Source organism: Acidithiobacillus thiooxidans ATCC 19377, assembly GCF_009662475.1.
GTDB classification, from domain to species: domain Bacteria; phylum Pseudomonadota; class Gammaproteobacteria; order Acidithiobacillales; family Acidithiobacillaceae; genus Acidithiobacillus; species Acidithiobacillus thiooxidans.
Genome location: NZ_CP045571.1, coordinates 2,084,152 through 2,101,881, shown reverse-complemented (window position 1 = coordinate 2,101,881; position 17,730 = coordinate 2,084,152). Strand labels below are relative to the sequence as shown.

28 protein-coding genes and 1 pseudogene are annotated in these 17,730 nt (G+C 54.1%); 16 read left to right on the top strand and 13 right to left on the bottom strand.

From position 1 onward, the window contains the following. Positions 1-157: 157 nt before the first annotated feature. The 3 genes from gmd (at position 158) to GCD22_RS11120 (ending at position 2,541) form a co-directional block, all read left to right on the top strand. On the top strand, positions 158-1,174 hold the full coding sequence (gmd, locus tag GCD22_RS11130; RefSeq protein WP_153940782.1) for a GDP-mannose 4,6-dehydratase: 1,017 nt from the start codon (positions 158-160) through the stop codon (positions 1,172-1,174). 19 nt (positions 1,175-1,193) lie between these two features. After that, positions 1,194-2,120, top strand: coding sequence for a GDP-mannose 4,6-dehydratase (locus GCD22_RS11125; RefSeq protein ID WP_051690742.1), 927 nt, complete (start codon positions 1,194-1,196; stop codon positions 2,118-2,120). Between the two features lie 112 nt (positions 2,121-2,232). After that, positions 2,233-2,541, top strand: a complete 309-nt coding sequence (locus GCD22_RS11120; protein WP_031575100.1) for a hypothetical protein — start codon at positions 2,233-2,235, stop codon at positions 2,539-2,541. Here GCD22_RS11120 and GCD22_RS11115 read toward each other — a convergent pair. Then, positions 2,531-2,911, bottom strand: coding sequence for an SCP2 sterol-binding domain-containing protein (locus tag GCD22_RS11115; RefSeq protein ID WP_176212012.1), 381 nt, complete (start codon positions 2,909-2,911; stop codon positions 2,531-2,533). The genes GCD22_RS11120 and GCD22_RS11115 overlap by 11 nt on opposite strands. A 139-nt stretch (positions 2,912-3,050) precedes the next feature. Between GCD22_RS11115 and GCD22_RS11110 the strand changes: the two genes are divergently transcribed. The 7 genes from GCD22_RS11110 (at position 3,051) to GCD22_RS11085 (ending at position 8,957) form a co-directional block, all read left to right on the top strand. After that, a complete protein-coding gene (locus GCD22_RS11110; RefSeq protein ID WP_010638488.1) occupies positions 3,051-3,347 on the top strand; it encodes a type II toxin-antitoxin system TacA family antitoxin in 297 nt (98 codons plus the stop codon). Further along, the gene (locus tag GCD22_RS11105) at positions 3,348-3,866 is read left to right on the top strand and encodes a GNAT family N-acetyltransferase (RefSeq protein ID WP_031575102.1); all 519 of its coding nucleotides are present in this window, start codon (positions 3,348-3,350) and stop codon (positions 3,864-3,866) included. A gap of 67 nt (positions 3,867-3,933) precedes the next feature. Beyond that, positions 3,934-4,248 carry an ATP-binding cassette domain-containing protein gene (locus GCD22_RS18560; protein ID WP_244947525.1) on the top strand — a complete coding sequence of 105 codons (315 nt, stop codon included), beginning with the start codon at positions 3,934-3,936 and terminating at the stop codon, positions 4,246-4,248. Then, positions 4,245-4,595 (top strand): hypothetical protein, encoded by a 351-nt coding sequence (locus GCD22_RS18555; protein WP_244947524.1) that lies wholly within the window; start codon positions 4,245-4,247, stop codon positions 4,593-4,595. The genes GCD22_RS18560 and GCD22_RS18555 overlap by 4 nt, the downstream gene beginning before the upstream one ends. A 3-nt stretch (positions 4,596-4,598) precedes the next feature. Next, the gene (locus GCD22_RS11095; RefSeq protein ID WP_031575105.1) at positions 4,599-5,354 is read left to right on the top strand and encodes a class I SAM-dependent methyltransferase; all 756 of its coding nucleotides are present in this window, start codon (positions 4,599-4,601) and stop codon (positions 5,352-5,354) included. After that, positions 5,318-7,357 carry an HAD-IIIC family phosphatase gene (locus tag GCD22_RS11090; protein ID WP_244947523.1) on the top strand — a complete coding sequence of 680 codons (2,040 nt, stop codon included), beginning with the start codon at positions 5,318-5,320 and terminating at the stop codon, positions 7,355-7,357. The genes GCD22_RS11095 and GCD22_RS11090 overlap by 37 nt, the downstream gene beginning before the upstream one ends. A gap of 40 nt (positions 7,358-7,397) precedes the next feature. Beyond that, a complete protein-coding gene (locus GCD22_RS11085; RefSeq protein WP_031575114.1) occupies positions 7,398-8,957 on the top strand; it encodes a glycosyltransferase family 4 protein in 1,560 nt (519 codons plus the stop codon). A gap of 285 nt (positions 8,958-9,242) precedes the next feature. Here GCD22_RS11085 and GCD22_RS11080 read toward each other — a convergent pair whose 3' ends face one another. Next, on the bottom strand, positions 9,243-9,662 hold the full coding sequence (locus tag GCD22_RS11080; RefSeq protein ID WP_226831262.1) for a type II toxin-antitoxin system VapC family toxin: 420 nt from the start codon (positions 9,660-9,662) through the stop codon (positions 9,243-9,245). Positions 9,663-9,664: 2 nt separating this feature from the next. Beyond that, positions 9,665-9,922 carry a FitA-like ribbon-helix-helix domain-containing protein gene (locus tag GCD22_RS11075; protein WP_031575119.1) on the bottom strand — a complete coding sequence of 86 codons (258 nt, stop codon included), beginning with the start codon at positions 9,920-9,922 and terminating at the stop codon, positions 9,665-9,667. 222 nt (positions 9,923-10,144) lie between these two features. On the opposite strand from GCD22_RS11075, the gene GCD22_RS11070 reads away from it, so the two are divergent. Together GCD22_RS11070 and GCD22_RS11065 are read left to right on the top strand one after the other, a co-directional pair. After that, entirely contained in the window at positions 10,145-10,396 is a 252-nt protein-coding gene (locus tag GCD22_RS11070; protein ID WP_031575123.1) for a type II toxin-antitoxin system Phd/YefM family antitoxin, read from the top strand. A 108-nt stretch (positions 10,397-10,504) separates the two neighbouring features. Next, positions 10,505-10,774, top strand: a complete 270-nt coding sequence (locus GCD22_RS11065; protein WP_226859330.1) for a PIN domain-containing protein — start codon at positions 10,505-10,507, stop codon at positions 10,772-10,774. A 93-nt stretch (positions 10,775-10,867) separates the two neighbouring features. On the opposite strand, the gene GCD22_RS11060 is transcribed toward GCD22_RS11065, so the two are convergent. The 5 genes from GCD22_RS11060 to GCD22_RS11040 all read right to left on the bottom strand — a co-directional run bounded on the left by GCD22_RS11060 (position 10,868) and on the right by GCD22_RS11040 (position 12,813). Next, positions 10,868-11,098, bottom strand: coding sequence for a type II toxin-antitoxin system Phd/YefM family antitoxin (locus GCD22_RS11060; protein WP_010639844.1), 231 nt, complete (start codon positions 11,096-11,098; stop codon positions 10,868-10,870). Between the two features lie 3 nt (positions 11,099-11,101). After that, the gene (locus tag GCD22_RS11055) at positions 11,102-11,455 is read right to left on the bottom strand and encodes a PIN domain-containing protein (RefSeq protein ID WP_031575129.1); all 354 of its coding nucleotides are present in this window, start codon (positions 11,453-11,455) and stop codon (positions 11,102-11,104) included. Between the two features lie 164 nt (positions 11,456-11,619). After that, positions 11,620-12,060 (bottom strand): HVO_A0114 family putative DNA-binding protein, encoded by a 441-nt coding sequence (locus tag GCD22_RS11050; RefSeq protein WP_080707867.1) that lies wholly within the window; start codon positions 12,058-12,060, stop codon positions 11,620-11,622. Between the two features lie 94 nt (positions 12,061-12,154). Beyond that, a complete protein-coding gene (locus GCD22_RS11045; RefSeq protein ID WP_031575135.1) occupies positions 12,155-12,574 on the bottom strand; it encodes a putative toxin-antitoxin system toxin component, PIN family in 420 nt (139 codons plus the stop codon). After that, positions 12,574-12,813: a ribbon-helix-helix domain-containing protein gene (locus GCD22_RS11040; RefSeq protein ID WP_031575137.1), complete on the bottom strand. Its 240-nt coding sequence runs from the start codon at positions 12,811-12,813 to the stop codon at positions 12,574-12,576. The genes GCD22_RS11045 and GCD22_RS11040 overlap by 1 nt, the downstream gene beginning before the upstream one ends. 170 nt (positions 12,814-12,983) lie before the next feature. Between GCD22_RS11040 and GCD22_RS11035 the strand changes: the two genes are divergently transcribed. The 4 genes from GCD22_RS11035 (at position 12,984) to GCD22_RS11025 (ending at position 14,119) form a co-directional block, all read left to right on the top strand. Continuing rightward, entirely contained in the window at positions 12,984-13,148 is a 165-nt protein-coding gene (locus GCD22_RS11035; protein ID WP_031575140.1) for a type II toxin-antitoxin system VapB family antitoxin, read from the top strand. Between the two features lie 115 nt (positions 13,149-13,263). After that, positions 13,264-13,512: a hypothetical protein gene (locus GCD22_RS11030; RefSeq protein ID WP_031575143.1), complete on the top strand. Its 249-nt coding sequence runs from the start codon at positions 13,264-13,266 to the stop codon at positions 13,510-13,512. Then, positions 13,493-13,873 carry a type II toxin-antitoxin system VapC family toxin gene (locus GCD22_RS18015; RefSeq protein ID WP_051690744.1) on the top strand — a complete coding sequence of 127 codons (381 nt, stop codon included), beginning with the start codon at positions 13,493-13,495 and terminating at the stop codon, positions 13,871-13,873. Before GCD22_RS11030 ends, GCD22_RS18015 begins: the two co-directional genes overlap by 20 nt. Positions 13,874-13,951: 78 nt before the next feature. Then, on the top strand, positions 13,952-14,119 hold the full coding sequence (locus GCD22_RS11025; protein ID WP_342353881.1) for a glycosyltransferase: 168 nt from the start codon (positions 13,952-13,954) through the stop codon (positions 14,117-14,119). Here the strand turns inward: GCD22_RS11025 and GCD22_RS11020 are convergent. The 5 genes and pseudogenes from GCD22_RS11020 to GCD22_RS11000 all read right to left on the bottom strand — a co-directional run. Further along, positions 14,079-14,195, bottom strand: a pseudogene (locus GCD22_RS11020) (IS630 family transposase); the annotation flags it as partial. The gene GCD22_RS11025 and the pseudogene GCD22_RS11020 sit on opposite strands and share 41 nt — an antisense overlap. A 150-nt stretch (positions 14,196-14,345) precedes the next feature. Continuing rightward, a complete protein-coding gene (locus GCD22_RS11015) occupies positions 14,346-14,933 on the bottom strand; it encodes a hypothetical protein (protein ID WP_010639856.1) in 588 nt (195 codons plus the stop codon). Between the two features lie 77 nt (positions 14,934-15,010). Next, positions 15,011-15,418: a phosphate-starvation-inducible protein PsiE gene (locus tag GCD22_RS11010; protein WP_031575148.1), complete on the bottom strand. Its 408-nt coding sequence runs from the start codon at positions 15,416-15,418 to the stop codon at positions 15,011-15,013. Next, entirely contained in the window at positions 15,418-16,284 is an 867-nt protein-coding gene (locus GCD22_RS11005; protein ID WP_031575151.1) for a hypothetical protein, read from the bottom strand. Before GCD22_RS11005 ends, GCD22_RS11010 begins: the two co-directional genes overlap by 1 nt. Before the next feature lie 74 nt (positions 16,285-16,358). Beyond that, positions 16,359-17,684, bottom strand: coding sequence for an NAD(P)/FAD-dependent oxidoreductase (locus tag GCD22_RS11000; protein WP_031575153.1), 1,326 nt, complete (start codon positions 17,682-17,684; stop codon positions 16,359-16,361). Between the last annotated feature and the right edge of the window lie 46 nt (positions 17,685-17,730).

Here is a 17,730-nt window from a genome sequence, read left to right as displayed (position 1 = left end):
TATTGTAAAAGTATGATGATTTTATGTTTTTTTTCATAAATCCGAAGTGAAACGAGTGACTCTAAAAAAGCAGAAGTATTTGAACCATGAGCGCCGTCACGGGTTGATCATTTCTTGTGAAATGCATTTCAAATTTTTGACTATGGAGATTTATGTTATGAATGTAATCATCACCGGCATCACCGGCCAAGACGGTGCCTATCTCACCCAACTCCTGCTGGAGAAGGGCTGCACCGTCTATGGCACCTATCGCCGCACCAGTTCCGTAAGCTTCTGGCGTCTGGAAGAACTGGGTGTCGCCGATAACCCCAATCTCCATCTGGTCGAGTTTGACCTGACCGATCTGGGTTCTGCCATTCGCCTGATTGAAAGCAGTGGGGCTACTGAAGTCTATAACCTCGCTGCCCAAAGCTTCGTCGGCGTCAGCTTCGATCAGCCCCACACTACTGGTCAGATTACCGGCTTGGGTGCCTTGAACCTGCTCGAAGCTATTCGCATCGTCAATCCCAAAATCCGCTTCTATCAAGCCAGTACTTCCGAAATGTTCGGTAAGGTCCAAGCCATTCCCCAGGATGAAAACACCAACTTCTATCCCCGCAGCCCTTATGGGGTGGCTAAACTCTACGCGCACTGGATGACCATCAACTACCGCGAAAGCTACGGCATCTTCGGGAGCAGCGGCATTCTGTTCAACCACGAAAGTCCCCTGCGCGGTCTGGAGTTCGTTACCCGCAAAATCACCGACGGCATGGCCAAAATCAAACTCGGCAAACTCGATCAACTGCAGTTGGGCAATCTCGATGCCAAACGTGACTGGGGCTATGCCAAGGATTATGTGGAAGGCATGTGGCGCATGTTGCAGGCCGACACCCCGGATACCTATGTACTGGCTACAGGTCGTACTGAATCCGTCCGGGATTTTGTGACCATGGCCGCTAAAGCCGCAGGCATCACTATGGAATGGCAAGGACAGGGCGAAGCCGAATGCGGCAGAGATGCGGCCACCGGCAAAGTGATTGTCGCCGTCAATCCCAAGTTCTACCGTCCTGCTGAAGTGGAACTGCTGATTGGTAACCCCGCCAAGGCCAAGACCGAACTCGGTTGGGAAACCCCCACGACGCTGGAACAGCTGTGTGCCATGATGGTCGAAGCCGACTTGCAGAGGAACGGCTGAACAACCTGCGGAGGCCAAATTGACGCATCCTGAATCCAAGCCAACACTCAGTGCTACAGGCCAGACAATTTTGGTCACTGGCCTGCGCGGTTTTACCGGGCAGTATCTGGCCAAAGCCCTGCGTGCCCGTGGCGCCCAGGTCATTGGCCTGGTGCAGGACGAAGCACAAAACGCCGAGGAAATCAGTGCCGATCTGACCGATGGCGCTTCCGTACAGGCCGCTGTTGCCCAGGTCCAGCCCACCCATGTAGTCCATCTCGCCGGGCTGGCCTTCGTCGGTCATGGGGATGCCCAGGCTTTTTATGCCGTCAACCTTTTCGGCACCCTCCATCTGCTGGAAGCCTTGAGCACCCTCAAAACACCGCCGCGACGTATTCTGCTCGCCAGTTCCGCCAATGTGTATGGCACCCCCGCTGTGGAAGTCATCGACGAAAGCATCTGTCCGGCTCCGGTCAATCACTATGCCTGTAGCAAGTTAGCCATGGAGCACATGGCCCATAACTGGATGGATAAACTGCCCATCGTCATTACTCGTCCCTTCAACTACACCGGCGTTGGGCAGGACCACAAGTTTCTTATTCCTAAAATTGTCAGCCATTACCAACGCCGTGCGCCTTTCGTTGAACTGGGCAATCTCGATGTCAGCCGGGATTTTTCCGATGTCCGCGATGTGGTGGACCGCTATGTAAAACTCCTGCTGGATGCCAAAGACGTGGTCGGGCAAACCTTCAATGTCTGCTCCGGGCAAGCCCACTCCCTGCGCGAGATTATGGCCCTGACCGAACAACTCAGTGGTCACTCTCTGGACATCCGGGTGAACCCGGCATTTGTCCGCGCCAATGAAGTCCCCCGCCTGCTGGGCTCTGCGGCCAGAATGCAACAATACCTCGGCCCATTCTCCCCCATCCCCATGGAACAGACTTTGCGCTGGATGCTGGAGACTTGATGGCTGATCCCGACTTTTACCGCGCTTTTGAAGACCGGCACCGGGGTTCCCGAGCTCTCATCAAATCGCGGGTCAAAGTCTATCTGCCTTTCTTGTATCCACTGAAAGCCATTTGCGCAATAAAATATTGCGTTTGCAGGAATCTCCCGAGCTTGCCGCAGGGGATGCCCCCGTATCATTGATGCAGGTGCTGGCCGGGGTAAGTCCCGACTATGCCGTGGTCGCGCAAAAAACAGCCACAGCCAAAAAACTGAAAAGTTTTGATGCACCCTTTGATCAGCAGTATGGGTTGACCCTGGCAGACCTCGCCATGCGTTATGAAGCCAGCCTGCGCGCGGAAATCATCTGCGAGCTGAAGCCCAAGCGTAGAAAACCCAAGGCACAAGCTGCCAGCGATGCTCAGTACGCGCCTAAAAAGTAGCGGGAATATCCCCCATGCGCCGGAAAGTGGTATTGAAAGGGTCCATATATTTGAGCAAGGTCAGCATGGAGCCGCGAAACTGGAGTTCTTGGGTCAGAAAGGCCTTTTTGCCGCTCAGTTCTCTCTGGTGAATGCGCATCCAGGTTTCCTGGCTGGCATGGACACGCAGTAGTGCTTTTTGCGGCGGGGTTTCTGAAATATCTTGTGGTAACCCATTGACCAGCGTCAGATAAATGTTGGGGTGGTCTTTGTCCAGCCAGCCGTATTCAATGCTGGCATTGAAGCCTTTCAGTGCCACTGCCAATGATTCATCTGCGCTGCAGTGTGCGGCGTAGGCCTCCATCCAGGGAATACTCAGAAAGCGGTCCATAATTTTCCAATGATCATGATGTGCGCTGTTTGGAAGAGTACAAGCCGCTCTGCATAGCGTCAAAGCGTCTCCCTTGATGAGTACGGACAAGTGCCGTACAATAAAAACTAAGACATAAATCCATTCTACGGAGTCGCCCATGCTGAACACGCCTGAAACATCCGACAAGTCGCGCAATGCGCGCCTGGAGGCGCGCGTCTCCAGCGACCAGAAAGACTTTTTTCAGCGCGCTGCCAAGTTGACAGGGCGCACTTTAAGTGAACTAGTCATTGAGAGTACTCAGGAAGCGGCGAGCAGGATCGTGCAAGAGCACGAAGTCATCCGCTTGTCTCGCGAAGAGCAAATCACTTTTGTCAGTGCCTTGCTGGCACCGTCCGAGCCGGGCATGCGTATCCGTAAGGCCGTCCGGAGCTACCGACAAAAAACGGGGCTTTGATTGACGCTTTCTTTGGTCTCTGAAAACATCGCTCCGCTTAAAAAAACGCACGAGCGCAAGACGTTCGATTGCGGCAATGACCGGTTGAATGCTTATCTGCGCGAGCAGGCGCGGCAAGACGCCGAGAAGCGCGTCGCCGCACCTTTTGTATTTACTGAGGCAGACAGCCCTGTAGTGCTCGGCTTCTACACCCTGTCGTCATCCATCATCCCGGTGGCTGAGCTTCCGCCGGACCTGATGAAGCAGTTGCCGCGCTATGGACAATTGCCGGTCACGTTACTGGGCAGGTTGGCGGTGGACCACTCGGTCAGTGGTCAGGGGCTGGGTGAGTTCCTGCTGGTAAATGCCCTTCATCGCAGCCTGCAATCTTCGCAACAGATCGCGGCCATGGCGGTGATTGTGGAAGCCAAGGATCAGCGGGCCGAGAGCTTCTATCGGCATTTTGATTTTCAGCCTTTCCAGCAAACCCCTTTGCGCCTGTTCCTGCCCATGGGGCAGATCGCGAAATTGTTCGCATAGCGGCTTGCCCTTATAATGCCAACCAGATTCTGGTCATCTCATGGGGGATGATGATGAGTAATTATCCGTGAATGAAAACAGCCTGATTCTTTCTGGTATTAGCAAATCCTTCCCCATCCACCATGGTCGGGATATGCGTCTGATTCTGGATGATATTTCCCTGGAGATTCACCCCGGTGAACGCTGGGGTATTATGGGTCCGAACGGGGCGGGCAAATCCACCCTCATTCAGATTATCAGCGGTTCTTTGCGAGCCGATGCGGGAACCGTGCATCGCGGTATGACGGTTTCCTGGCCCCTGGCTTTTGGGGGGCTTTTCAGGGTAGCCTCACGGGCCGTGATAATGCCCGCCTCATTGCCCGGGTTTATGGGGCTGATGTGAAGGAAACTGTGGCGCAGGTGGAAGACTTTGCCGAACTCGGGATTTATCTGGATGAGCCGGTGAAAAGCTATTCTTCAGGCATGAATTCGCGCCTGAGTTTTGCCATCAGCATGGCGGTGGATTTTGACTGTTATCTGGTAGATGAAGTCATTTCGGTGGGCGATGCGCGTTTCAACCGCCGCTGTGAGGATGAACTGAAACGGCGAGCCACCAAGGCGATGGTGCTGGTATCTCATCATTCTGATCTGATTCTGGGTAATTGTGATCATGCGGCCATTCTCGAAAACGGGCGTTTGCGGGTCATTGAGGATATCAATGAAGCCGTGCATTACTATACGAACATGTGAGCCATGCTTCCTGACAGTAATGCCGATTGGCGGCATATTGCGCGCGAGCGGCCTTATTTTGGGGTGTTGAGTGAGGCGGCTTATGCGGAGCCAGCGCTTTCCGATGCGCAGCTCTCGCAATTTTTGGATTCCGGTCAGCGTTACGTCAATATGGTGTTGGACCAATGCACGCGCTTTTTTGGTGCCAACGGGCAGACGGGTAGTGCGCTGGATTTTGGCTGCGGGGTAGGGCGGCTGTCCTTGCCTTTGGCGCGGCGCTTTGGGCAGGTGACGGGGCTGGATGTGGCTCCGGCGATGCTCAGTGAGGCCCGGCGCCTTGCCCAATTAGCCGACCTGCACAATGTGCAATGGCTATTGGCCGATGATCAGCTTTCGGGAGTTGCCAGCAAAAAGTTTGACTTTATGCTTTCTTTTATTGTGTTTCAGCATATTCCTGAAGCACGAGGACAACGCCTCTTGCAGCAGTTATTGACCCATCTGGCACCGGGCGGAATGGCAGTTTTCCATTTCAAATACGCACAAGTCATGCCTCGACATCCGTGCTCCACTTTTTTGAGTCACCATGTACCGGGCGGCCGTTTGCTGGTCAATGCCCTGCGAGGGAAACCACTGAAAGAACCGCACATGCAGATGAATGCCTACAATCTGAACCGTCTGGTCCAGTCTTTTCAGGAAGCCGGGATTCAGGAAATCCATACCCGTCTGGAAGATCATGGTGGTCATTGGGGTGTGGAAATGTATGTGCGGCGGGGGCGCTGAGTACGTTGGCGAGCAAGGTAAAAATATCGTGGCGGCTGCATTGGCTACAGCGTAAGAGTTCCGTTGCGGATGCCGCGAGTTTACAGAAACTGGATAATGACGCTTTTTTGGACGCGGTTTATTTGAAGTATCTGGGGCGAAACATAGACCCTACAGGAAAAAGCTTCTATTTGCAGCGTGTACAATCATCTCGGGGACGTCAGCGAGTTATACAGGCGCTTCAAAATTCTGTAGAAGGACAGGCTTACAATCAACGCCAGAAAAATTTTTCTGCACTACTGGATTGGAAAGAAAGAGAACAACATTCTCCAACGCCTTACTTAAGAGCTATTCAAAACCGCAAACCACCCCGTATAGCTTTACTGGGTACTTGTCAGGTGGAAGGCCTGCTGCAAACCGCGCTCGCAGCGAGTTGGCCCGTTAAACACTATCTGATGGATTCTGGACCTCATGATCATGTGCCCCTGCTTTCTGCGGAGGATTTTGACGGGGTGCTGGTGCAACTGACCCTGCGTTCTTTGCTGAGTATGGTGGCGGAAAACGGCGATGGGGATTTATTTCATCTGCGCGCTGATGTGGATTGGTCCGATTTGCGGGAACGGGCTGGTCAGCAACTGCAAAACCAGGTGCAGCGCATACTGGCGGCCTTACCCGATGGGCTTCCTGTGTTTTTCCTGGGTTTTCTGGAGCCCATGCCCCGGATCAACGGTCTGCTGGGGCGTAATCGTCAGAATAGCTTATATGCATTGATTCGCCACCTGAATGACGCATTGGAAGAGGCCCTGGCGGTGCAGCACCGTGCTTTTTATCTGGAGCTGAACGATTTGCGCCTGCATTACGGCGATAGCACGGCCTATGATGGCTATGTTACCCATTTCACCCATGGGGGCATGCGCAGTAGTCGGCAGGGAGATTTGATTCATCTGGGGATTCTGGAAAAAGTACAGGCTGCTTTGCAGATTTTGCGGGGTGATCAGCAGGTCAAACTGATTATTACCGATCTGGATAATACCCTCTGGAAAGGCGTGTTGGCGGAGCTGGATGAGATTATCCCGCTGGAGGTCACCGAAGGTTGGCCCCTGGGTTATGCCGAGGCCCTGCTGGCCTGCAAGGCACGCGGAATTTTGCTGGCTATTTGCAGCAAAAATGAGGACATCAGTACCCGCGAAAATTTTGCCAAAGTCTGGGGGAGCCGCTTGCGTCTGGAGGATTTCTGCGCGGTACACATCAGTTGGCAACCCAAGTCTCAGGCCATTGCGCAGATTTTGGCAGAAACCAACCTGTTACCTGAATATGTGCTGTTTATAGATGATAACCCTCTGGAAATTGCCGAAGTCAGCCATGCTTACCCGCAGATGCGGACCCTCAGCGGTGACCCGGAGCAATGGCGTCATCTGCTGCTCTATGCTGTGGAAACGCAGGTCGCCCATGTGTCGGCAGAGTCTGCCCGGCGCACCGAACTGGTTCAGGCCAAAAAACAGCGGGATGCAGCGGCTGAGAACATGGATAGGGCGGCCTGGCTGGAGTCCTTGCAGCTCACTCTGCAGGTGGAGACCGTGACCGATGGCAGGCATCCCCGCTATGCACGTGCGCTGGAGCTACTCAACAAAACCAATCAGTTCAATACCACTGGCCGGCGCTGGAGCGATGCAGAACTGCAAAACTGGCTGGCGGCGGGGGGTGTTTTGCTCGCCGTTTCGACGCAAGACCGTTTTGCCCCTCATGGGCTGATTGCCCTGGCTTTGTTGCAGTCCAATGCCATCATGCAGATGGTACTGTCTTGCCGGGTATTTGGCCTGGGCATTGAAACTGCTCTCCTGGCCGAAGCTGTGCGCCAGATACAGGCCGGTGGGCATGATGAATTTCTCGGTCATTTTAGTGCCACTGGCCGCAATGATGCCTGCCGGGATTTCTGGCCTGAGCAGGGCCTGGTCTGGGACGCGGAACAGAGTTTGTGGCGTGGAAGCGTTGCGCCTGAATGGCCGACCTGGATTCGGCCATGACAAGGTCAACTTTATTATCATAAACAGGAAGTTGAATTTTATGGAGCATAAACCAAATAACCTCCGTATACTCATGGAAATGCGCCCCGCCCTGGATGGCTTTTACGGGATTCCTCAGGAAACCCGCTTGCTTTACGGGGTGTTGGCCCGTTTGCCCGATGTGGAATTGTCGGGCTTGCTGCAGATGTCCAAACGCAGCGTGCGCGGTGGTGTTTATGGGCATAAGTCCCTCAGTGAGGCCGAGCGGGTGCATCGTTTTGCGCGGGTGGTGGTGGCCCTGAAAGGCCGCACTGCCGTGGACTGGAAAGGGGATGTCGCCGAATGGCTGGAAAATCTTATCCAAAGCTGGCGCCTGCGCGGAAAAGCCTGGATGGGGATGGGGGCAATTCCACTGGGGCATTTTGAGACCCGCTATTTTCGGGACTACGTTTGGCAGGAATTATATGGGCGTAGTTTGCCTGCGGCTGATCGGGAGGCGGTGCTGCGCGGGGATTATCGGGTTTGTGCTTACCCTTGGCGCAGCATGCATTTGGTGGGTATTGAACGCGCCCAGCTTTCTTTGGCGTCCCGCTATCCGCGCCTGAATACCCAAGGGGTGGATGTGCTGATTGCCCAGACGCCTTTCCCGGCGCGGGTGAATAAGGGCACGGCGCTGCTGGTGCATTATCATGATGCCATTCCGGTGTTGATGCCCCACACGATTTCCGACCGGGCTTTTCATCAGGCCAGCCATTTTCAGGCGATGGCTGCCAATGTGCGGGCGGGTGCGCATTTTGTGTGCGTATCGAACGCGACCCGCCGGGATTTGCTGAATCTGTTCCCGGAAGCCGAGCCTTTGGCCCACACGATTCATAACATGCTGCCCAGTCATTATTTTCCGGCAGAACCCGAGCCAGAGCGCATTCCCGGTATTGTCCGCCGCCATTTGCATGGTGAGTTTGAGGGGAAAATCAAAGGCAAACAAGAAAAATACAAGGTCTATAAATTATCCCGGGCTTTTGGCAATGAAGAAGAAAAAACCCGTTTTTATGCCGATGCTCTGGGACCAGACAGCCGTTTTGTGTTGATGGTTTCTACCGTGGAGCCGCGCAAAAATCACAGCCGCCTGCTGGAAGCCTGGGAAGCTTTGCGCAGTACCATGGACCCGGACCTGAAGCTGATTATTGTCGGGCATATCGGCTGGGATTATCAGACCGCGCTGGAGGGGTTTTTGCCATGGATAGAGCAGGGCAGTCTGTTTTTGCTCCATAGTGTGCCCGCTGAAGCCCTGCGTTTGTTATTCCGGCAGGCGGTGGTGACGGTGTGCCCCAGCGTGGGCGAAGGTTTTGATTTTTCCGGGGTGGAAGCCATGCGCTGCGGAGGTGTGGTAGCGGCTTCGGATATTCCGGTGCATCGTGAAGTGTATGGCGAAGCCGCCAGCTATTTTGACCCCTACGATACCGGCAGCCTGGTGCAGGTGCTGCGGCAAATGATTTATCACCCTGATGCCGCCGAAATACAGGAGTCTTTGCGCGCCGCCGGTGCCACCCAAAGTGCCCGCTACCTCCCCGAAAAAATCCTGCCCCAGTGGCAGGATCTGCTCTGGCGGATCGTGCGGTGAGGGCTACGGCGAAAGCGTCACTTAGAGATGTTGCGCCTAATGGCGATCTCTCGGAAATGGTTGTGTGGCGAGTACCTGCGCCCCCTTGTTAAGGTAAAACTTTGGGCGATACCCAGGACGTGCCTAATATAAGTAGCGGGAATATTACCCATACGCCGGACAGTGGCGTGGACAAATCTTCTCCAAGATGTTGTAGGTAGTGTTCCACATCATCGCTTGTATCTTCCGCTATGAACAATGGTGCAATAAAGCTGGCATCCAAATACACCATTGTTTTCAGGTTTATTATTGTACCGCCTCCCATGGATTGATGACGTTCAGCCCGGCAGCCTCAAAAGGGGTGGTGTCACGGGTAGCGACGGCAAAGCCGTTGGCAAGGGCGACGGCGGCAATGAAGGCAGCGGCCGTTTCGACCGCCAAGCCGGCAGCGCGGGACTTGACCAGCAGCTCTGTATAGGCTTTCGTGCAAGTCATATCGAACGACAGCACCCGATTGGCGAACATCGGCAGCAGGCGCTTTTCCAGGTTTTCATGCAGGCTGATCCGGCGCTTTCCGACCGGCATCAGCGCGACACCCGCACGCAGCTCGGCTACCGTGATCGCGGACAGGTAGAGCGTTTCCAGCGCTTGCGCGTCGAGCCAGTCAAGGACACGCGCTTGAGGCTCCTGGCGCTGTGTTTCCGAAATCACGTTCGTATCGAGCAGGATTATTCGAAGCGCGCTGCACGGGCTGGGGACTGGATGCGCGCGTTCTCGAAGAGGGCGACTTCTTCATCCGTCAGGCCACCCGTCTCGCGAGCCATAGAGGCCAGAAACGAGCCAAGTTTCACGCGCCCCTCCGGCTTGGCTGCCCGCTCCAGAATGTCACGGATTTCCGCCTCGGTGCTGCGGCCATGATGGGCGGCTTGGATGCGGATAGCCCGATGCACCTCATCGGGCAGATTTCTTACGTTCACGTTGGCCATTTGATATATCTCCATTAAAGTCTATCAATGCACCCATTGTATGGATATGACATCAAGGCGCAAGCTGCCAGCGATGCCCGGGACGCGCCTAAAAAGTAGCAGGAGTATCACTTATACGCCGGAAAGTGGCCCGCCGCTTGGACAAGGCCTTGGCTTGAAGTTTTTGAATCGCTGACCTATGGTGACCACCGGTGACTACTTTTATGTCAAGAGGGCTTCATCATGTTGACGATCAATCTCAAAGACGCCAAGGCCAAATTTTCCAGCATGGTAAATGAAGCCATGAATGGCGAGGTGGTCACCATCACCCGACACGGTAAACCGGTTGCCGCATTGGTATCCGTGGATGTCGCAGAAGCGGTTCGTCAGTCAATGCAATCAAAACCGCCTGGGCTTGTGCACTACCTCAAAACTTTTCCGGGTGATTCGCCCATTGGGCGCAACCCGCAGCCGTCACGCCCCGTAGAGTTGTGATGGGTTTTTTGCTCGACACGGATGTTATTTCCATGCTCTCGCCGGGTGTTTTTAGACAGCAAAGGCGCCACAGCGAAAGCGGCTGATCTCAGAATATGGCTTTTGGGCTTGATGGCGAATTATGGGGATAAAATCCTCGGGTTGGATGCCCATGGCGCTGTATTGTCCGGCCGGCTGGAAGCCTTATCCTCGGCTGCGGGTCATCATCCGGGCATGGCGGACGCAGTGATTGCAGACATCGCGAAGCTTAATCATCTTGTTGTGATTACGCGAAATCCCCGGCATTTCTTGTCATTCGGTATTGAGGCGGCCACTCCAGATCAGGCTGTTTTATTATTCAAACCCGAACAGGGTCAGAGTATTAGCCTGGTTACCTAACCTTATGAGTGTATGCGATTTTTTTCCTTTTCTGCGACCTTGTCTGTTTTGTTTATTGCAGGTGCCGGGTCAAACGTCCGCTGCAACGATTTGTTAGCTGCGGGCTTCACGCTCGCGCCCTTCTCTAACAGCGCTGACAATTTCGTCTCGGCTGAGATTCAACTTCACGCCCTTGACGTCCAGAGGAGACAGAGATTTCTGAACCGGGCGGATGAGGAATGCGCGACCATCTCGACGTGTGATTTTCACCGCCCCTTCAAGTTGGGCTGAATCAAGTACGGTCGAGAACTTTTGACGAGCTTCAGAGAATGTGTAGACCTTCATGAGCTAGACCTCCAGGATTTTGATACTCAAGGACTCAGCCACCTGTTTAAGAGGTTGGTCAAGGGTAAGCAGTGGTGAATGGGATTGCATGGCGCACACCAGCAAGTAGGCGTCGTATGCGTAGATGCGATGCTTGGATACAAGAGCCAAAGCTTGATTCAGATTCACCTCAACCAGCTTGATGGAAATCTCAGAATAGGCATCCAGGCATGCTGTGGCCTGCTTCAATGTCGTACGACCACGTTTGATCATGGCCGAAAAGGCATTGCCCATTTCCCAGTGAACGGAACTTGGCGCGATCAAATTACGACCTGCCGTGAGCTCCAATGCCCGATTTCGGCCTGGCTCATATACAATTGCACCACTGTATCAGGTCTTGCTCCAAGCAGCTAACATTTCCTTGAGCAAGGTCAGCATGTGAGTACGGTCAGAGATATTGATGGTTTTAGACGTGCTGATGGTCACATAGCGTGAGAGGGTGCGCAGTCTCAACTCCCCGCCGTTCCAGGGCGGGGAGAAGGTTAAGCCACGGCGCTCAAGGACAGGTGAATTTCCACATCGTCCCAAGGCACAAAAATCTGCTGATCTTCCGTTTTGTCGATAAGGTGGTGCTCTGTGAGTTTCTGAACATCGGTATGCACGTTGCTGTAGTTCCTGTTCAACTGCCTGGCTAGCTCGTAGATGGACTGTGGGCCATTCTTTTTGAGATGTTTCAGCAGCACCAACCGCGCTGGCGTAAGCTCACGAAAAAGCTGTACAGAATCGGAAAAACTCAGGTGATAATCTGCTTCCGGTAGAATCTCTGCACGGTCAAGTTTTTGGGCAATTTCCCGCAGCTCGGCTACCGTGATCGCGGACAGGTAGAGCGTTTCTAGCGCTTGCGCGTCGAGCCAGTCAAGGACACGCGCTTGAGGCTCCTGGCGCTGTGTTTCCGAAATCACGTTCGTATCGAGCAGGATCATTCGAAGCGCGCTGCGCGGGCTGGAGACTGGATGCGCGCGCTCTCGGATACCACCTGCAGACCGAATGCCTCGGCGGCACGACATTGGCTTGAAGTTAAAGTGCCTCGGCGCAGAAGGTGACTGGTGTGACGATGCGCGTGCGGCCGATGTTACCGCGTCGGAGCAGACCGGCGCGATGGTCACCAGTCACGAGGTAATCAGCATTACCAGTCAGAGACATCGCTAACAAAAAGGTATCTTCCGGATCGTCGGCCTCGATACCTTTCGGTAGCGGCGGCAGCGTGTTGAGCACAATGGCGCGCTGAATGTTGTTTATCATGGTGCCAATGCGATGTGCAGGCAGGATGGTCTTGATCTTCGGGTAACGGCTCACCCGGCGCAGTTCATCGAGCTGCGCTGCACCTGTCACCAGTTCAAAACGTGCCGCAAGCCAAGCGCGATAAATGATGTCTGGAGTGCTGTGCGACGAGATCAGTGCGGCCAGCAGCACGTTGGTGTCGAGGACGACCCGCATCAGTGTTTACGCGCCCACTGTACCGCCTCGTCGATAAGGGAATTCAGTTCTGTCTCGTCCATACTCACCGTGGCAGCTTTGGCTTGCTCGACAGCCCGCTCAAAAAGATAGGCGCGCACTGCCTCCTCAATGAAACGCGATAGGTCGCCCTTGCGACCGCCGCCCTGCGCGGCAATAAACATACGCACGGACTGATCTATTTCCGGCGATACGGCGATATTCCAGCGTACGGTATTCATAAAGCCCTCCCAAAAGTGTTTATGTACATAAGTGTTTATACGCTCAGGTCGGCGTGTCTGCAATGCAATCAAAACCGCCTGGGCTTGTGCACTATCTCAAAACTTTTCCGGGTGATCCGCCCATATTATTCAAACCCGAGCAGTGCCAGAGTATTAGCGAGGTTTCTCAAATGCGAACGACCGTTAAGCTGGATGATGACCTCCTTGTGCAGGCCAAAAATCTTTCTGGTGTGGAAGACCGGGGCGCGTTGCTGAAAGAAGCTTTGCGTGCCTTGATTGAGCGCGAAAGCGCCCGTCGCCTGGCGCGACTGGGTTGTGCTCATCTTTCTGGTTAATCGGCCTTAACAGGATTTGTGCCACAGTGGCCGACAAAGGGATTCATTGAGGGCGTTTGTATATTATCGCTTGCGGGTGTACAGTTTTTGCTTGTGTGTACATGTTGGAGGCGCTATGAATGCGACACAATTGCGCGCAAATCTTTTTTTGGTACTCCGTCGCGTGCTGGCTACGGGTAAGCCGGAAGATGTGGAGTGGAAAGGTCAGCATTTACAGATTGTTCCCAAAGAGAGTTTATCGTCCATGGCGAAGCTGGCGCGTCTCCGCCCTCATCCTGGAGTGATTCAGGGGGATCCGGAAACCATTGTGCATCTGGACTGGTCTTCGGAATGGCAGGTTGAAGATGTCCATCGTTTATCTTGATACACACGTTCTGGTTTGGCTTTATGCGGGCATGCTGGATAAATTCACAGCGGAAGGTCAGCAGGTGATGGAGACGCGTGAACTCAGGGTGTCTCCTATGGCTTTGCTGGAAATTGAATATCTCAATGAAAAAGGCGTGGTGACAGTGACTCCGGACACATTATTTGCAGAGTTGGCGCAGACCATCGGCCTTGCAGTGTGCACCATCCCCTTTGCGATGGTGAGTCGTGCGGCCTTTTCTTTGGCCTGGACGCGTGATCCATTCGACCGGTTGATTGTGGCCCAGGCAAGGGTGAATGAAGAGCCTCTGTTAAGTAAGGATCTTTTGATTCGACAGAATTATCTGCATGCAGTTTGGTAATAATGAATCCATCACCAAAAAATCTTATCCAAAGGGCCGCCCAGGATAGAGCAGGGCAGTCTGTTTTTGCTCCATAGTGTGCCTGCCGAAGCCCTGCGCTTGTTATTCCGGCAGGCGGTGGTGACGGTGTGCCCCAGCGTGGGGGAGGGCTTTGATTTTTCCGGAGTGGAAGCCATGCGCTGCGGAGGCGTGGTAGCGGCTTCGGATATTCCGGATGGGTATGTCGCTGTTGACACTGTCCGATGACCTGACCATCCAGCACGTTGAGTGCGGCAAACAAGGTCGTAGTGCCATTACGTTTGTAGTCGTGGGTCATCGTTTCTGCGTGGTCAATTCTACCAGACGGGCCACATCCACTTTCACCTCGCAAGGCTCGACTCAATTCATACCCTCAACATGGAGCTATTTTATCCTCATTAACCTTAAGTTTCATCAAGAATGCAACACTACACCAGGTAAAGCGATGCCCCTCTTATCCGAACTGGTTTTTGCGCATGGCCCAACTCATGATCAGCATGCCTAATCCAAAGGCGGCCGAGAAACCGATGATGATCCAACTGTATATGGACGAACCGGCTTGTGGAGCCAGTGCGAACAGAAACTGGAGGGCTACCGCCAGAGCCAGATAAGCGCCAGAGCCTATAATCAGCACGAGTTCCTTGTTTTTAATGTTGCGGATCACCCAGACTCCTTCGAGAATACCCGACAAGGCCACCCAGACGAATACGGTCAGAAGAATGTAGAGGGTGGAGCCTGCACTCATATCCCAATAGATGACGATGATGCCTGCGGCAATGCCTAACAGACCTTTAAAAATCACGGCCAGACGGGTCCATAGCCCATCAATTTGCTGACCGGCGGCCACCCGGAGGGCGTAAGCACCATCAAACAGAACGTAAATGGCAAAAAACCAGACCAGTAATGGAATGGTTGCCTTGAAATCGGCCAGGGCCACCAGCGCATACACCAATGCGGCTACTCCGCGAATGGCCAGCAGTGGCCAGGAATAAAAACCGCCACTTTTTTTGATAATCTGTACTGAAGAAGTTGCTGTAGTCATATTTCACCTCCTGGATGTAACTTGTTAGATCAAAATCAAAGCCGACCGCCGTCGGTCATCCATAAAACATAGCAGACCTAATCCTCGCTGGAATGAATGTGATCACCCACCCAAAGGGCCGCCATCAGTACAATGACGGCGATACTCATGGTCAATACGGACATCGCTTTGAGATGATCGACATCCACCACCAGATAGCGGGCGATGGCCGTCACGGCGACGTAGATCAGAAAGCGCACGGGCAGTTTTCCGGTTTTGAAATAAATGCCGGTCATGGCCCCGATTTCCAGATACACAAAAAGCAGCAGTAAATCCTGCAAGGTCGCATAGCCACGATGAATCAGGTGGACATAAAAATGCGTAGCAGACCAGATGATGCTGGCACCAATGATGAACAAGGACAGCGATTTGAAAACCTCGACCATGGTGCCACCCGTGCGATGTGCCCGTTTGAACATTTCCAGTATGCCGGCATTGCGAGTCATCACCCGGCCGTCTTTTTTTTACCGGATGCATTCATGGTTTTGAGGACCCGGTAAGCGATGGAGATGACATTGCGGAGCACATAGATCGTTTTTCCGGACAGCACGAGGCGTATTAGGGCAAAAATCCCGCCACTGCCTGACCCGCCTTTCTGCTCCGCATCGTCCAGGCCATCACGGATGGAGCAGACCAGAGCCCGCGCACCTGATGCCATGTTGCCTCCCCCACAGCGGGCGACCATCGTCCGGGCTTCAATGGCGACCGAGGCCCAGACACCAATCGCTTTTTGCAAATCATTCAGGTTCTTGTGAAGCATCTCATCCTGCATGACCTCCGGCAGGGTCGCAGCCAGGGTTTCCCAGGCGACTACCAGTTCTCCCGACCAGCGGCTGGCATCGTCTACCAGTCCCGAAACGCGTGCCGTCAGGGAAGGTGAGGCACCCTGGATAAGGCTGGTTATCCGTTTCAGGATATCGGTCCATTCTACGGTGGCCATGCCCAGCTGCTGCATGGTGCCGGATTTGGCCAGATCGCCGAGCACTTCCGGCAGGGTTTCCATCAGCGTACTCATGGCGACCAGCAGGGGTTCCAGCATGCGGACGCCGGATTCGACCCGCGCCTCCAGGTCGGCGGCAGAATGCACACCGGTGACCTGCGCCAGTTTTTGGGTGGCCGACCAGAGGTGGCCTGCTTCACAGGCGATATGCAGGGCAGCACTGCGGACATCGGTATCGGCAGTTACCTCGTCCAGCATGGCGTATAGTAAACGCAACTGATCCTCGATGGCATGGCTGAGGTCCAGCACCTGCGACCAATCCGGCGTTTCCGTCGGGTTATTGACGGCTTGACTCATTTCGGCAGCACTCATCACATTTGTCCTCCTTTGAAAAGATAACGGCCCCTGGCGCAGATCTGCAGACAATCTGCGCCAGGGGAGTGCCCTCAGCCCACTTTGCGGAGATGGGCGGGTTCGTCACTTTTCAGACGGGAAATGCCGAGCATCTGGAAGACCAGTTTTTCATAAAAAGGCTCGGAAACCCCGGCTTTCATTTTGGCGAGGAAGTATTTTTCAAAGGCAATCTTGGACCAATGCACCCAGGGCCCTTCTCCGAACCAGTCAACACGCCGGGGCTTGAATTGGGGTAAGGCCACAAAAGCAGCGCCGCTCGTGCCCATGTCAGCCAGGCAGATGGCGTTCCAGGTGCCCATTTCGGCAGTGGGTGCCTTGCCCTGAATTTCTGCCTGAATGTTGTGGACGAGGGCGGTGACCATGGATTCGATCATATAGCCGGTTTTGGGCGCCCCGGTGGGTACCGGAGTCTGTTCTACCGGAGGAATGGCAATACAAACGCCCGCCGAGTAAATGTTGGGATATTTGGGGCTGCGTTGATGTTCGTCGACGATGACAAAGCCCTTGGGATTACAGAGTTCCGGCACCTTGGCTACGGCATCTACGCCCTTGAAAGAAGGCAGCATCATCGAAAAACCGAAGTCATGGGTGCCGACGCCGATTTTTTCGCCTTTTGCATTCAGGTGCTCGCAGAACATTTTGCCATCATCCACTTTGGTGGTGTTCATGTTGGTGTGTACCTGAACCCCCATTTCCCCAAGGCCCCGGGTCAGAATTTCCTGGGAGTCCCCGACGCCACCCAGACCCAGATGGCCGACATAAGGCTCGGAAGTGATGAAGTGGAATTCCTTGATTTTGTTGCGCGCCCCGCGTTTTTCCAGATCACTGAGGACAATCATGGCGTATTCATAGGCGGGTCCAAAGCAGCTGGCACCGGGCATGGCGCCGATGATAATCGGGTCGGGATTGTTGGAGTCCAGCAGGTTCATGTAAGCCGCATAGGCTTTCTCGGCATGATCGACCGTACAAATGGAATGGGTCGGCTTCTGATGTCTGGCATGGGGACCGGATCCGGGAACGGCATCGAAAGCCAGAGCGGGTCCCGTGGTGATGATCAGATAGTCATAATGGACACTGGAACCATTGGCGAGATCAATGTTGTTGCGTTCCGGATCAATGCGGTCTGCGCGCTGGGCAATAAAATTGATGCGCTTGCGACTGGTATGCGGCTCAATATCAAACACGATTTGCTCCCGCTGCCGCCAGCCCACACCGACCCAGGGATTGGAGGGAACGAACTGAAAATAAGGATTTTCGCTGATCAGCGTCACCTCATGTTTGGGGCCGAGCAGATCCCGCATTTCATAGGCGGCGGGCATGCCGCCAGTTCCTGCGCCTAAAATCACTACATGTGCCATGGTCAATACTCCTTTATTCAAAGCGAAAACGAACAGCTGACGAACG

What these genes read in the sequence shown, in the direction of transcription:
- GCD22_RS11085 (WP_031575114.1), top strand. Translation starts at nt 7,398, where the DNA reads ATGGAGCATAAACCAAATAACCTCCGTATACTCATGGAAATGCGCCCC.
- GCD22_RS18015 (WP_051690744.1), top strand. Translation starts at nt 13,493, where the DNA reads ATGTCCATCGTTTATCTTGATACACACGTTCTGGTTTGGCTTTATGCG.
- GCD22_RS11045 (WP_031575135.1), bottom strand. Translation starts at nt 12,574, where the DNA reads ATGCGGGTCGTCCTCGACACCAACGTGCTGCTGGCCGCACTGATCTCG.
- GCD22_RS11000 (WP_031575153.1), bottom strand. Translation starts at nt 17,684, where the DNA reads ATGGCACATGTAGTGATTTTAGGCGCAGGAACTGGCGGCATGCCCGCC.
- GCD22_RS11050 (WP_080707867.1), bottom strand. Translation starts at nt 12,060, where the DNA reads ATGATCCTGCTCGATACGAACGTGATTTCGGAAACACAGCGCCAGGAG.
- GCD22_RS11040 (WP_031575137.1), bottom strand. Translation starts at nt 12,813, where the DNA reads ATGAATACCGTACGCTGGAATATCGCCGTATCGCCGGAAATAGATCAG.
- gmd (WP_153940782.1), top strand. Translation starts at nt 158, where the DNA reads ATGAATGTAATCATCACCGGCATCACCGGCCAAGACGGTGCCTATCTC.
- GCD22_RS11010 (WP_031575148.1), bottom strand. Translation starts at nt 15,418, where the DNA reads ATGACTCGCAATGCCGGCATACTGGAAATGTTCAAACGGGCACATCGC.
- GCD22_RS11035 (WP_031575140.1), top strand. Translation starts at nt 12,984, where the DNA reads ATGCGAACGACCGTTAAGCTGGATGATGACCTCCTTGTGCAGGCCAAA.
- GCD22_RS11110 (WP_010638488.1), top strand. Translation starts at nt 3,051, where the DNA reads ATGCTGAACACGCCTGAAACATCCGACAAGTCGCGCAATGCGCGCCTG.
- GCD22_RS11030 (WP_031575143.1), top strand. Translation starts at nt 13,264, where the DNA reads ATGAATGCGACACAATTGCGCGCAAATCTTTTTTTGGTACTCCGTCGC.
- GCD22_RS11095 (WP_031575105.1), top strand. Translation starts at nt 4,599, where the DNA reads ATGCTTCCTGACAGTAATGCCGATTGGCGGCATATTGCGCGCGAGCGG.
- GCD22_RS11075 (WP_031575119.1), bottom strand. Translation starts at nt 9,922, where the DNA reads ATGGCCAACGTGAACGTAAGAAATCTGCCCGATGAGGTGCATCGGGCT.
- GCD22_RS11060 (WP_010639844.1), bottom strand. Translation starts at nt 11,098, where the DNA reads ATGAAGGTCTACACATTCTCTGAAGCTCGTCAAAAGTTCTCGACCGTA.
- GCD22_RS11015 (WP_010639856.1), bottom strand. Translation starts at nt 14,933, where the DNA reads ATGACTACAGCAACTTCTTCAGTACAGATTATCAAAAAAAGTGGCGGT.
- GCD22_RS11115 (WP_176212012.1), bottom strand. Translation starts at nt 2,911, where the DNA reads ATGGACCGCTTTCTGAGTATTCCCTGGATGGAGGCCTACGCCGCACAC.
- GCD22_RS11070 (WP_031575123.1), top strand. Translation starts at nt 10,145, where the DNA reads ATGTTGACGATCAATCTCAAAGACGCCAAGGCCAAATTTTCCAGCATG.
- GCD22_RS11005 (WP_031575151.1), bottom strand. Translation starts at nt 16,284, where the DNA reads ATGAGTGCTGCCGAAATGAGTCAAGCCGTCAATAACCCGACGGAAACG.